Source organism: Treponema sp. (assembly GCF_024696245.1).
In the GTDB taxonomy this organism is placed as follows: Bacteria; Spirochaetota; Spirochaetia; order Treponematales; family Treponemataceae; genus Treponema_D.
Genome location: NZ_JAILGZ010000086.1, coordinates 1 through 13,612 on the forward strand (window position 1 = coordinate 1; position 13,612 = coordinate 13,612).

The following is a 13,612-nucleotide window of genomic DNA, read 5'->3' on the forward strand; positions in this document are numbered from 1 at the left end:
CTTATGGTTCCGGTTCAGCGTGGAAAAATTGTTTCTTATCAGGGTGATACTTCTTTAAGTTCAACAGCCAGCACTTCCTGCAATGCCTATTATGCTGTAGACGGAAACATGCAGGCTTCTAACTTTTACCGTGGTTCAGACTACAACTTTGATTTTGTAGTAAATCTTGGTGATACCTACAGCATTAATGGTGTTGATATTTCATTCTATACACTTCAGGGTAGTGAAGCTTACTGTACTTACAATATTTACGGTAAGGCTCAGGCTTCTGACAGCTGGTCCCTTATAAAGGACTGTTCTGACAATGTAATGATGAATTTTAATACCCAGGTTTTTGATTCAACTGAGACAGCATATAAATACATAATGATTGATGTTATCAGTGAAAAGCGTGCTACCACTAATGGTTCAAATGCCCCTCATTCAACTGTAAATGGTTCCTGGTGCACAGGATTTTACGAAGTTCAGGTTTACGGCCAGTAAAAAAAATAGGGGGAATCTAAATAATCTTAAAGATATTTAAAGAAAAAAATTAAGGGATAGCTTAAAATTATTTTGAAAACGTTTTCATAAATGGGAAACTGTAGTCAAACTTGTAAATCACTTTACTTCACTGACTGAAGTACTGGGGAATTTACAAAGTTTTTGTTATAGCGGGTAAATAATTAAAATAAAAAAGGTTTTAAGGAGTGAAAATGAAAAAATTATTTACAACTATTGCAGCAGTTGTAGCTGCAGGTATGGTTTTCAGTGCTTCCAGCTGTAGTGAGGACAGCAGCTCGTCAAGCTCTGCAAATGCTTTTATTATCTGGGAAAAGGTTTCTGATGCTGTTTCTTATAACATTGGTATTGTAGAAAATTCCAGTGTTAAGTCTTATGTTAACACCGGATCTGCTAACAATTACTATGAATGGCAGGGACTGGATGATGGAGAAGAATACACTTTCTCTGTTTATGCAACTTTGTCTGATGGAACAACAACAAAGGCTAATACTGTTACAAGAACAGTATGTGCAGAAAAAGGCGGCAGATGTCTTCGCGTAATGGGATATTTCCGTGATTCCGGAAGCACTCTTGAAGAACAGAGCCTTCACCTTGCTGTAACTACTGACGGATTACACTGGCAGTCTCTTAACGGAAATACAGGTGTTTTCCAGCTTTCTACTATCGGCGGAAACCGTGTTCGTGATCCTTATATCGTAAAAAAGCCGGACGGAAAGTATTTAATGATTGCTACCGACTGGACGACTTATCTTTCTCCAAGCTCGCCGGGAAATCACCGTCTTTATGATAATACTATAAGTGATGTTTCAAACTGGGATTATGTAACCAATGATTACTGGAACGTTAACACAACCTGTCTTATTTTTGCCGATTCAGATGATATGACTGAATGGACAAATGAACGTCAGATTCAGATGGTAAGTGATGAAGAAAAGACTGCATTTAAGGCTGCATACGGCAACTATCAGTTCTGCTGGGCACCTGAAATCATTCACGACAACGGGGAAGTAATTTTTACAGATCCTGAAACTGAAGAAACTTATACTTACGGTGTAATCTGGAGCGGTTCCGGAGAAACAAACGGAACTACAAGTAAGTCTTACAATCCTAAGAAGAATAAATATGAAACAACCAGCGGACGCGGATTTGGTTACAGACGAACTTTTGTAAATTATACCAATGATTTTGAAACCTTTACAGATGCTCAGGTTTATTTTGAACCTACACCAAATAATACGGCAAATTCAAATATTGATGCTTCTGTATGTACTGATGATAAAGGTAAGTTCTATATTTTCTTTAAAGATGAAAAATCCGGATACTACGGAATGGGAGAAAACTATTCAACATCTCTTCTTCCTAATTCATTCAATGCAAACTGTATCTGGGGCCGCGGCTGGAACGGAAAACAGGTTCAGGAAGCTGCAGGCGGAACTTACAACCAGGGTGAAGGTATGTTCTGCTTCAGGCCAAACGCTGGTGTAGACAAGTGGCTTTGTGTTCTTGATGCTCATGATGCTAATCAGACAAAGGTATTTGCTACTTTTGAAACCAGTGACTTCCAGTTCTGGAAAGAAAATGATAAGACTTCATGGCCTGATGGTGATATCCGTCACGGTGCAAGTGTAGAAGTAACACTTGAAGAAATGACAGCACTTATTGATGCATTTGGTTTCTAATTTAATTATTTAGATTACATAGAGGCTTAAACTGTTAAATGACTTAGCAGTTTAAGCCTTTTTTTTTATTCACAGGATTTCATTATTGCTTCTATAATTTCCGGAAAATACCAGTTTTGTTCTGTGCGCTTGTAAAAGCCGAATTTTTCTGCATAAGTATTTGCAGCATTCCAGTCTCCGTTATCCCAGAGGCAGCAGCACATTCCGTATTTTCTTGATTCAGAAATAAAGTTGGTAAACCATTTTATTCTTTCTTCAGTATTGTTTTTATTTGTTGCTCCGTATTCCCCGATTACAACAGGAAGTCCCTTTGAAATAAATTTTTCATTAAGCTGTTCAAAAGTTGCGTTTACTTCTTTTATGTGTGATTCCTTAAGAATGGTATCTCCGGGGTTTTCCATGGCAAAAGAGTATGGACTGTACATGTGTACCGAGATTAAAAGGCGTCCCTCTTCTGTATCCTGGGGAATTACAAAGTTGTCAAAATCCAGAAGGCTGTGGGGAGATGCTGCAAGTCCTGTAATCATAACAAAACGCTTTGCATTGTTGCCTCCTGATTTTCTTATGGCATCAAGAGCAACCTGATTTAATTTGTTAAGGGTTTGTGCTGCATATTTACAGTCATTGCAGCCTTCTGCTTCCCACCATTCGTGCTGGTGTCCAATAAGGCGGGGTTCATTTAATAATTCAAATATAAGGTGTTCATCATATTCATTGTTAAAGGTTTTGCTTATCTGAGTCCACACATCTTTTACAAAAAGCATGCTTTCGTTCCAGCTGACCATATTTGGATAATAGCCCTGACCATAGGCAATACCAGAAGGAGAAGAATAATTGTCATGGTGAATGTTTATAATTACATAAAGTTCAGCATCTATTGCCCAGTCAACAATTTCTTTAACACGATTAAGCCATTCTTTGTCTATTTTGTGATTTTTACCAGTGATGTGATTAGACCAGCTTACAGGAATTCGTATTGTCCTAAAACCTGCATCAGCAATTCCTTCAATCATTTCTTTACTTGTCAAAGGCTGTCCCCAGCTTGTTTGTGAGTTAAGTCCGCTGCTTCCGTTTGCATCCAGGGTGTTACCAAGATTCCAGCCTGTCTTCATTTCTTTTACCAGTTCAAAAGAGTTTATCTGGCTGAATTCTTTTCTTTTTCCTTTTGCAGTAAGAGCGGTTAAGGTTAAGGCAGTCAGAACAAGGGTAATAATAATCTTCTTCATTTTTGTCTCCTTGAATATTATTAAAGAATAATAGGTCTATAAAATAGAAGAAACATATAAAAATATTATTTTTTATTTCAATAATTTTATAAAAAAGACACTTAATTGATATTTTTCTAAAAAAAGCCTTTTTATCATTTTTACAGATTAATAGTAAAGGGTGATAAAATGGCAAAAGTTAACGGAAGCTTTATAGAATTAGATGGAGAAGAGTTTTATAAAATAGAAAATTATGATTGCATGAATGATTTTTTTATGACCATAACTTCTTCTTCTGATGTATGGAATTTTTTGTGGGCTCATGGTGGAATCTCTGCCGGAAGGAAAAATTCTGATCAGGCATTATTTCCTTATATGACTTGTGACAGAATAAGGGATGTAAAAAATACAACAGGTCCTTTAACTATTATTAAAATTTTTAAAGACGGTAAGCTTGGAAAAATCTGGCAGCCTTTTGAATCACTTTTATCATCTTCCTGCAGCAGACATGAAAAAAATATTCATATAAAAAGAAATCTTTATAAAAATTTAAACGGAAGCAAAATTATTTTTGAAGAAGTAAATGCCATGGAAGGTTTGTGCTTTAGATATGGCTGGACTTCAAGTAAAAAATTTGGTCTTGTTAAAACAGTTTATATAAAAAATTTTTCCGGTCACAACATTAAGCTTGAAGTTCTTGATGGCTGCAGAAATATTTTAAGTTCCTGTATTTCAAGTCAGATGGAAAATACAAAAAGTGTTCTTCTTGATGCTTACAAAAAAAATGAAGTTGATGAAGAAGGAAACATTGCTTTGTTTTCTTTGTCTTCTGTTGTAACAGATAAGGCAGAACCAAGTGAATGTCTTTTAACAAATGTCAGCTGGTTTACAACTCTTGATAAAGTAATTATTTCTGATAATGCAGTTAAGGATTTTATTCAGGAGAATGGAATCTTTTATCCGGATGAGTCTCTTGGAAAAAGAGGTGAGTGTTATATTCTTCATAAAAGTAGTCTTGAATCAGGTCAGGCTGAATGCTGGGAACAGGTGCTGGATGTAAATCTTGATGTTTGTAAACTTGAAGAACTTAAATCACTAATTAAAGACAGAAAGTTTGCCTGGAAAATTCTTGAAAATGATATAAAAAAAACAGATGCAGAACTTGAATCTTTAATACAAGATGCAGATGGTTTACAGGAGTGCGGAGATTTTATGACATCTGTTCATCACCGTACAAATGTTATGTTCAATATTATGCGTGGAGGAATTTTTTACGACAATGGAAAAATCCATACAGATGATTTTATGGATTTTGTTTCTGTCCGCAATTTTTCTTACGCTAAAAAGCTTAAATCCCTTTTTAAAAGTAATGAAGTTTTGTCTTATGATGAATTTTACAACCGTATTAATTCTATACAGAATAATGAATTACTGCGTCTTGCTCTTGAGTATCTTCCTCTTTGTTTTTCCCGCAGGCACGGAGATCCAAGCCGCCCATGGAATAAGTTTGATATTGTTCTTGAAAAAGAAAATAAGCCTGTTATGAATTATGAAGGTAACTGGAGGGATATTTTTCAAAACTGGGAAGCTCTTGTCTGGTCTTATCCTGAGTATGTAAAAAATTTTGTGTCAGTCTTTTTAAATAACATGACTTGTGATGGTTTTAATCCTTACCGCATAAGCCGCTCTGGTCCGGACTGGGAAGTTCCGGAAAAAGATAATCCCTGGTCACAGTACGGTTACTGGACTGATCATCAGTTAATATATCTTCAGAATTTTCTGGAATTTTATTCTGACTATGACAGGGATGATTTAAAAGCACTCTTCTTAAAAAATATTTTTACTACTGTTAATGTTCCTTACAGAATTAAATCTTACTCAGAAATTTTAAAGGATCCCCGTCACTCAATTAATTTTGATTATGAACTGAATAAAAAAATTCATTTAATGGAAAAAGAAATTGGAAGTGACGCAAGGCTTTTACTTGATAACAATAATGAGCCTCTTCTTTTTAGTTTAAGTACAAAACTTTTACAGATTATTCTTGCAAAGGCCCTTAATCATATTCCTGCTGCAGGTATCTGGATGAACATGCAGCGCCCTGAATGGAATGATGCAAACAATGCTCTTGCAGGTTATGGTGCATCTGTTGTTACTCTTTGTCATTTATATAGAAGCTTAACTTTTCTTATAGAACTTTACTCTGATATAAAAAAAGAAGTTCCTGTGGACAGAAGGGTTTATATTACTTTAGAAAAAACAGCTGAGCTTTATGAAAACTATGGAAGTAATGCAATAACTGATTCTTACGGAAGAAAAGATTTTTGTGACAGGGCAGGTATTCTTTTTGAAGAAGAAAGAAATTCATTTTATGTAAACGAAAAAAATATTGATTTATTAATTCCTGCAGAAAGAATTTCAGAGCTCTTAAAAAAAATAAATCAGCTTGTAATGGAATCAATTGTCTTTAATAAACGTAAGGATAATCTTTATCATTCTTACAATACAATAAGGATTTGTGATGACAGGATTGAAATTGTAAATTTAAAACTTATGCTTGAAGGACAGGTTGCCATACTTGCTTCTGGTCTTCTTAATAAAAATGATGTACTGGATTTATGTTCAGCTTTGCGTGTCAGTCCTTTATACGAAAAACATCAGCAGTCTTATCTCCTGTATCCAAATTCATCATTAAAAAAGTTTGGCCAGAAAAATTGTCTGACTAAAAATGATATTAAAGATGTTCTTAAATATGTAGAAAAAAATCCTGACATAATTTTAAAGAAGGATTGTAACGGTAACTATCATTTTGATTCATCATTAAAGAACAACAGCTGTCTGGAAGAAAAAATGGATTCTTTAACCGACCAATGTAGACCTGACCAGATGACACGTAAGGCTTTTCTTGATTTGTATGAAAAAACATTTAACCATAAACTCTTTACCGGCCGTTCCGGAAGTTTTTACGGTTATGAAGGTTTAGGCTGCATTTACTGGCATCAGGTTGCAAAATTGCTTCAGGCAGTTCAGGAAAACTATATAAAATATCCGGAATTAAAGGATTATTATGAAGATATTAAAAAAGGATTGGCCTGTGCAAAATCCCCTGATTTGTATGGAGCTTTTCCTTTTGATCCTTATTCCCACACTCCTTATATGGAAGGGGCCAGACAGCCTGGAATGACCGGCCAGGTAAAAGAAGAGATTATTACCCGTTTTAAGGAGCTTGGAATCTCCATAAAAGACTCAAAAGTTGTGTTTGATTTATCTCAGCTTGGAAAAAATGAGCTGAATTGTGAAAAAATAGCGAAATTTACCTACTGTGGAACGAAAATTTGCTACTTTAAGGCAAAATTAAGACAAATTTCAGTTTATTTTAATTCAAATCTGTGCGAAAATATAAGTGGTAATACATTGAGCAAAAAGATCAGCCGACAGCTTTTTTCCCGCTCTGGTGAAATTGACCACATTGAAGTCTATTCCGATTTTGCAAAATTATAGCGAAAGTGGATGTTACGGAACTTCTTTGGAGTCAGCCCGGTGATTTTTTTGAATACACTTATAAAGTGGCTTTCCGAACTGAATGAAAGGTAATTGGAAATGTCCACCGGAGTGTTCTCTGTGTATATCAGCAGGTTTTTTGCTGCTTCAATTTTTTTAGTGGTAATGTACTGTGCTATTGTGGTACCTACTTCATTATGGAAGAGCTTAGAAAGATAAGACGGACTTAATGAAGATACCTGAGCCAGTTCATTAAGAGAGATTCGGGAATGAAGGTTATCGTAAATGTAATCAATGCAAAGACTTATAGGCTTGGAATATACCTTCCTTGTCTTCTGTTCCTGCATTCTTCTAACGTAAGCTTCAGTCATTTCAACATGGATTTTGTGAATGTCTTCCTCGCTTGTACACTGATCGATTTTCTGTATGTAAATATCGCTAAGGTTGTAAGCAGATTCCATTTCAAGGCCACCTTCAATACAGTAGCGGGTGATAAATGCAACTGTAATGATAAGATGGTACTTAATGTTTCTGAGGGGATTATTGCTAAGCTTTCCGAATCCTTCAACACACAAAGGTTTAAAAAGTTTTTTCATCTCTTCCATATCGCCGTTTCTGATACTCTGGTAAAAGGCCATTTCTCTGTCATAAGGAATATGGTTAATCATGTATTCGCGATTTTTAAATTCAATTCTGGTGAGTTCTTCTTTAATACCCATAAAAAACCTCGTAGCTTTGCAAAAATTAATAAACTTAAATATCTGATATTTTTGATAATATTCTGATATTTTTACCGTATTTACGGTTTTAGAATTTTTCTGCAAAGACGGGTTTGTACTGGTGGTTCGGTCCTGCCTGTCTGAGCTGAATAATATTTTAACATGGAAAATAATTTTTTAGGAGGAAAATATGAAAAAAATTATTTCTGTTTGTGTTAGTGCAGCTGTTGCATTGACTTCACTTGTTAGTCTCTCTTCTTGCAGCAAGGAGAAGAGGGGTCCTGTTGGCGTATCTAACGGGGGAAAAGTTCTTAACATCTATGCATGGAACAATGAATTCAAAGAAAGATTTGTTACTTATGCAGAAAAGAAACTTCCAGCTGATGTAAAAGTTAACTGGGTAATCAACCCTAACAAAGACAACGTTTATCAGAAGAAACTTGATGACGCTCTTCTTCGCCAGGGAAAAGCAGAAAAGGACAAGAGGGTTGACCTCTTCCTCGTAGAAGCTGACTACGCTCTTAAGTATGTTAATCAGTTTGCTACAGTTGATGTAAGAAGTGCAGTTGGTCTTACTGATGCACAGCTTGCTAACCAGTATAAGTATACACAGGATGTTATGACTGACAATAATGGTGTACTTAAGGGTGTTTCTTGGCAGGCTACTCCAGCTGGTCTTATTTACAGACGCTCAATTGCAAAGGCTGTTCTTGGTACAGATGATCCAGAAAAAGTTGGTCCAATGCTCTCTTCATGGGAAAAATTTGATGCAGTTGCTGCAAAAGCAAAGGCAAAGGGATACTACATGCTTTCTGGTTATGATGATTCATTCCGCGCATTCTCTGACAACATGAAATCTTCATGGGTAACAAAGGATAGAAAAATAAACATCGATCCACAGATTAAAGCTTGGATTGATCAGACAAAACGCTATACAGACCTCGGATACAATAACCGTGCTTCACTCTGGTCACCAGAAAGCAACAAGGGTATGTCAGCTGACGGAAAAGTATTCTGCTACTTTGGACCTGCATGGTTCATTGACTTTACTATGGCTGGTAACTCTCTTGCTGATGCTGATGGTGCAAAGAAGCTTGGTAACGGTTCATATGGTGACTGGGCATTCTGTAAGGGACCACAGTCATTCTCATGGGGTGGTACATGGCTTTGTGCTGCTGACGGAACAGACAATATCGATGAAATCAGAATGATCATGGATACACTCTGCTGCGATGCTGACACAATGAAAGACCTTGCTATGAAGTATGGTGACTTTACAAACAACGTTCCAGCAATGGAAGCTGTTGCTAAGAGCGACTACAAGAATGAATTCCTTGGTGGACAGAACCATATTAAGTTCTTCGTAGAAGCTGCAAAATCTATCGACAGAAGCAATATTTCTATGTATGACCAGACAATGTCAGAAAAGATTCAGACATTCATGGCTGATTATTTCAACGGTAATGTAACACTTGATAAGGCCTGGAAGAATTTCTATAAGGGAGTTATCGAAGTACATTCTGAGTTAAGCGAATAGTTATAACTGGTCAGGAGGACAGTATGAGTGACGATATTAAAAAGAAAAAGAAGAAAAGTATTTCATATGACAGATGGGGATATTTTTTTATAGCTCCTTTCTTCATTGTATTCATTGTTTTTTCTCTTATTCCATTGGTTTCAACTTTTGTAAACAGTTTATTTGAAAATTACAGAATCGGACTTGAAGAAATAGGACCAAATTTTGTTGGACTTGATAATTTTAAGGAAGTTTTCAAATCTGACATTATGCGCTATACAAAAAATACATTTGTAATGTGGATACTTGGCTTCATTCCTCAGATTATATTTTCACTTGTACTGTCTGTTTGGTTTACAAATTCAGAATTAAGGTTAAAGTTTAAGCAGTTCTTTAAGACTGTTATTTACATGCCTAACCTTATTATGGCAAGTGCTTTTGCTATGCTCTTCTTTACATTGTTTTCTCCTGATGGTCCTGTTAACAGCATCCTTGTGAGATTCCATGTTATAGAAGAAAATATCCGTTACTTTGAATCGGCTAACTGGGTAAGAACACTTGTTGCTATAATGAACTGTCTTATGTGGTATGGAAATACAACCATTCTTCTTATGGCAGGTATTATGGGTATTGATGAAAGTCTCTTTGAAGCAGCTCGTATTGACGGTGCTTCTCCTTTGCAGATTTTCTTTAAGATTACAATTCCACTTCTTCTTCCTATTTTTGTTTATGTAATTATCACCAGTTTGATTGGTGGTATCCAGATGTTTGATATTCCTCAGATCCTTACTAATGGTGAAGGTATCCCTGACAGAACAAGCATGACAATCATCATGTACCTTAACAAACATCTTGTTAACAAAAACTACGGTATGGCAGGTGCAGTTTCTGTACTTACATTTGTTATTACCGGTATTTTAAGTTTCTCTGTTTATGCAATTACAATGAAACAGTATAAGACTTCTAAGGGAGGAAGATAATGATTCGTTATGGAACTTTTACTACACTCAAAATAAGGCGCGTGCTTTGTTATGCAGTGATGATTTTTTTATCAATAGTTTCTTTGTTTCCGTTTTATATTCTTATTATAAACTCAACAAGAACTAACTCTCAGATTCAGCTTGGTTTTTCGTTCCTGCCTGGTACTAACTTTCTTAATAACTTTAAGAATCTTATGGCGGATGAAAATACTCCTATCATCAGGGCTATGTTTAACAGTGTCTATGTTTCTTTTATGGCTGCTGTTCTTACAACATACTTCTCTGCAATGACTGCTTATGGAATCTACATGTATAACTTTAAGGGTAAAAAGTTTGTATTTAAGTTTATCCTTGCTGTTATGATGATTCCTGCACAGGTATCTGCCCTGGGATTTATTAAACTTCTTGAAAATATCATGATGCTGGACTCTCTTGCTGCTCTCTATATTCCGGCAATCGCATCACCTGTTGTATTCTTCTATATGTATCAGGCAATGCAGTCAACTTTACCGGTTTCTATTGTAGAAGCTGCCAGAGTAGATGGTTGTAATGAATTCCTTACTTTTAACAGGATTGTCCTTCCAATGATGAAACCTGCTATTGCAGTTCAGGCAATCTTTGCTTTTGTAAGTTCATGGAACAATTACTTTACTCCAGCACTTGTAATCGATAGCAATAGTAAAAAGACTGTCCCAATTATTATTGCACAGCTTCGTGGTGCAGATTATAAAAGCTTTGATCTTGGTCAGGTATACATGGTAATTTGTATGGCAATCGTTCCGCTTGTTATCATTTACCTCTTCCTTTCAAAGAGTATCATCAGCGGTGTAACCGTGGGTGGGGTAAAAGAATGATTCATTTTGACATCCATGTCAAAATGAATCATTGACGAGTTTCGCTATGCGAAACTCGCGGTTATATTACATAAGCTTAGGGCGTGCCATCCTTGGCACGCTTTTATTTTTAGTGTGTTTGTTAATGTAAATATTTCTATTTGACCTCCGTGTCAAAATTAATTATTGACGAGTTTTGCTAAAGCAAAACTCGCAGTTATATTACATAAGCTTGGGGCGTGCCATCCTTGGCACGCTGTTTTTTTTAGAGTGTTTATTAATGTAAATATTTCGATTTGACCTTCGTGTCAAAATCCATAATTGCCGGGTTTTGCACCAGGCTTTGTTTTAATTTGTTACTGACATTATTTTTTCTATGATTGCAGGGAAGTACCAGGTCTGGTTTGTACGGTTTAAGTAGCCGTGGCATTCTCCGGAGTTTATGTCTCCCTGGCCTCCGCTGGCGCTGGAGATTACCATGTTGTCCCATAGAATTACTGCAACCTTATTCTTTTTTGCAGCCTTGTAATAATAGTCAAACCATTCAAGACGTTCAGAAAGATTATTCTTATCAGAGGCACTTGTCTCTCCCATTACTACTCCGTATCCTTTAGAAACCCACTGATTTTTTATTGTATTAAAAAGCCAGTCGATGGAAGAGCCTTCGTCACTTTCTTCAAAAGTTGAATCACTTGTGTTGCTCATGCAAAAGTCGTAAGGACAGTAGGCGTGTACAGAGATTAAAAGCTTATCACTGGCTGTGTCAGAAGGTAAGCTCCAGCCTGAATAATCACAGGCCGAAGTTGCGTAGTATGGCAGCATAATAAAACGCTGACTGTTGCCGGAACCTGTGGACCTGATTTCATTAAGGGCAGCCTGATTGTAAGATGCAATAATTCCGTTCAGCTGGGAAAGATTTGATGGAATTGCAAAACCGTCGTTTTCACCGTCCCTGTTTCTTGGTTCATTTAAAACTTCAAAAATAAGATGCTGGTCATAGTCTTTAAAGTATTCAGCAAGCTGCTTCCACACTGCCTTTATGTATTTAAGTGATTCTTCCTGTTCAGAAGAGTTTGTGTTTAAGGTGTAGCCATAGGTGTTTGCCAGCTGACTTGAAGTAATATTGTCATGGTGGATGTTAAGGATTACAAACATGTTTTTATCAAGAGCCCAGTCTGTAATTTCTTTTACCCTGGCAAGCCACTGAGGATCAATGGTAAGGTTTGAATCAATAATATGATTATGCCATGAAACAGGAATCCTTATGGTTCTAAATCCTGCCTCAGCTACTGCATTAATCATTTGTCTTGTGGTAGCTGGCATGCCCCAGCTTGTTTCTGTAGAAAGGCCCTTGTTGTTTTTATCACCTGTAGAAGATGCGTCCAGTGTGTTACCCAGATTCCAGCCTGCTTGCATTTTTAATGCAAACTGAATGCTTGTAAGGTCAGATGCCAGTGTGCCGTCAGGAAGATCTTCCGGTATTACCTGGGGACTTTCTTTTTCTGCATTTCCAAGACAACTGTTAAAAACAAGCATAAAACTTAAAGACAGAAGGGTAGCTGCTAATAATTTTATTTTCATTTGTTACTCCTTTAAAACAAAAAAGTAGCTTTGAAAACTTCAGGAGGGGTAACCTTCCGTTTTCAAAGCTACGGATAATTTTTACAGTTTTTTATTTTTTAGAAGCGTCAATTTCTTCAACTTTAATATCATCAAAAACAATTGTGTGTTTTGTATTAATGATTTTGTCAGAAACTGCACCCATGGAAATGGTAAAGATTACATTTGGATCAGTGTCGCCTCCCATAACAAATGTCCACTGGTAATCTTTAAAGTCCTGTGTTACTTCAAAGCGGAGTGTGTTTGAATAAGGGTACCAGTTGTCATCTTTAGATCCGTCTCTTTGAAGTGCCAGCATGATTGTACGGTTAAGATCTGATTTTGCCTTAAGTGAAATTTTGTATTTCTTTCCTTTTTCAAGAAGACATCCATTCTGCTTTAACTGAATCATCCAGTCCAGGTTTCCTGTTCTGTCTATTGTTACACTTGCCTGTTTAGAATTTTCTGATTCAATTATGTTAACAGCTGCAGAAGAATTCTGGTGGGCATAAAGTTCCCAGCCTGTCATTTTTCTTTCAAAACTTCCGTTGGAGAGTACGGCATTTTCTTTTACGTAAACATTGTCTACGTAAATTGAATTACCATTGCTTCCTAAAAGAAGTTCAAAATCAATTGTCATATCTTCTTCAGGAATAAAATTCCACTGGTAATGATTAGGACTTGCAGCCTTTCCTTTCTTTGCAGCCGGCAGAGGAAGAACTCTTTCTGTTTTTGTCAGTCCTGCAAATCTTGCAGTGATGCTTGTAGTTTTTGAAGAGTAGGCATCAAACTTAATTACATAAGCTTTTCCTTTTTCAAGTTTAATGCCGCTTTGTTTAACAATTACATCTTCTGCCTTTGCATTTTTTGGAGAAGTAACACACAGATACTTTGCACGGTCTTTTGTAACACTGATTTCTGCTTTTGCATTATTGATGATTTCCCATTCACCAAGATGATGCTTTCCTTCCTGGAACTGTCCGTTAAAAATGTAATTTCCGTCAGGGAGACAAGCTTTACCGTTAGCTGCAAAATCTATTTCTCCTGTTTTTTCGAGACGAACATTTTCAATATGA

Annotated in this window: 10 protein-coding genes; 6 read left to right on the forward strand and 4 right to left on the reverse strand. The window is 36.3% G+C overall.

What is annotated here, in order from left to right:
• Together K6D58_RS06340 and K6D58_RS06345 are read left to right on the forward strand one after the other, a co-directional pair.
• The coding region (locus tag K6D58_RS06340; RefSeq protein ID WP_296828746.1) for a discoidin domain-containing protein at positions 1-483 on the forward strand (483 nt) is incomplete at its 5' end.
• Between the two features lie 212 nt (positions 484-695).
• A complete protein-coding gene (locus K6D58_RS06345; RefSeq protein WP_296828749.1) occupies positions 696-2,183 on the forward strand; it encodes a glycoside hydrolase family protein in 1,488 nt (495 codons plus the stop codon).
• Positions 2,184-2,248: 65 nt separating this feature from the next.
• Here K6D58_RS06345 and K6D58_RS06350 read toward each other — a convergent pair whose 3' ends face one another.
• Positions 2,249-3,409 carry a glycoside hydrolase family 5 protein gene (locus tag K6D58_RS06350; protein ID WP_296828751.1) on the reverse strand — a complete coding sequence of 387 codons (1,161 nt, stop codon included), beginning with the start codon at positions 3,407-3,409 and terminating at the stop codon, positions 2,249-2,251.
• Between the two features lie 168 nt (positions 3,410-3,577).
• On the opposite strand from K6D58_RS06350, the gene K6D58_RS06355 reads away from it, so the two are divergent.
• Complete coding sequence (locus tag K6D58_RS06355) at positions 3,578-6,889, forward strand: hypothetical protein (protein WP_296828753.1); 3,312 nt, start codon at positions 3,578-3,580, stop codon at positions 6,887-6,889.
• Here the strand turns inward: K6D58_RS06355 and K6D58_RS06360 are convergent.
• A complete protein-coding gene (locus K6D58_RS06360) occupies positions 6,865-7,608 on the reverse strand; it encodes a helix-turn-helix domain-containing protein (protein WP_296828755.1) in 744 nt (247 codons plus the stop codon). The genes K6D58_RS06355 and K6D58_RS06360 overlap by 25 nt on opposite strands.
• Before the next feature lie 190 nt (positions 7,609-7,798).
• Here K6D58_RS06360 and K6D58_RS06365 point away from each other — a divergent pair, with 190 nt between their 5' ends.
• From K6D58_RS06365 to K6D58_RS06375, 3 genes are read left to right on the forward strand one after another with little or no spacing between them, the layout of a single operon-like run.
• Positions 7,799-9,145 carry a carbohydrate ABC transporter substrate-binding protein gene (locus K6D58_RS06365; protein WP_296828757.1) on the forward strand — a complete coding sequence of 449 codons (1,347 nt, stop codon included), beginning with the start codon at positions 7,799-7,801 and terminating at the stop codon, positions 9,143-9,145.
• 23 nt (positions 9,146-9,168) lie between these two features.
• Positions 9,169-10,104 carry a carbohydrate ABC transporter permease gene (locus K6D58_RS06370; RefSeq protein ID WP_296828759.1) on the forward strand — a complete coding sequence of 312 codons (936 nt, stop codon included), beginning with the start codon at positions 9,169-9,171 and terminating at the stop codon, positions 10,102-10,104.
• Positions 10,104-10,958 (forward strand): carbohydrate ABC transporter permease, encoded by an 855-nt coding sequence (locus tag K6D58_RS06375; protein ID WP_296828760.1) that lies wholly within the window; start codon positions 10,104-10,106, stop codon positions 10,956-10,958. Before K6D58_RS06370 ends, K6D58_RS06375 begins: the two co-directional genes overlap by 1 nt.
• A gap of 327 nt (positions 10,959-11,285) precedes the next feature.
• Here the strand turns inward: K6D58_RS06375 and K6D58_RS06380 are convergent, their stop codons facing one another.
• Positions 11,286-12,518: a glycoside hydrolase family 5 protein gene (locus K6D58_RS06380; protein ID WP_296828762.1), complete on the reverse strand. Its 1,233-nt coding sequence runs from the start codon at positions 12,516-12,518 to the stop codon at positions 11,286-11,288.
• 91 nt (positions 12,519-12,609) lie between these two features.
• Positions 12,610-13,612, reverse strand: a 1,003-nt coding sequence (locus tag K6D58_RS06385) for a carbohydrate binding domain-containing protein (protein WP_296828764.1), incomplete at its 5' end; no start/stop codon positions are given.

Coding starts and splice junctions, on each gene's coding strand:
- K6D58_RS06345 (WP_296828749.1), top strand. CDS start 696: ATGAAAAAATTATTTACAACTATTGCAGCAGTTGTAGCTGCAGGTATG.
- K6D58_RS06350 (WP_296828751.1), bottom strand. CDS start 3,409: ATGAAGAAGATTATTATTACCCTTGTTCTGACTGCCTTAACCTTAACC.
- K6D58_RS06365 (WP_296828757.1), top strand. CDS start 7,799: ATGAAAAAAATTATTTCTGTTTGTGTTAGTGCAGCTGTTGCATTGACT.
- K6D58_RS06375 (WP_296828760.1), top strand. CDS start 10,104: ATGATTCGTTATGGAACTTTTACTACACTCAAAATAAGGCGCGTGCTT.
- K6D58_RS06355 (WP_296828753.1), top strand. CDS start 3,578: ATGGCAAAAGTTAACGGAAGCTTTATAGAATTAGATGGAGAAGAGTTT.
- K6D58_RS06380 (WP_296828762.1), bottom strand. CDS start 12,518: ATGAAAATAAAATTATTAGCAGCTACCCTTCTGTCTTTAAGTTTTATG.
- K6D58_RS06360 (WP_296828755.1), bottom strand. CDS start 7,608: ATGGGTATTAAAGAAGAACTCACCAGAATTGAATTTAAAAATCGCGAA.
- K6D58_RS06370 (WP_296828759.1), top strand. CDS start 9,169: ATGAGTGACGATATTAAAAAGAAAAAGAAGAAAAGTATTTCATATGAC.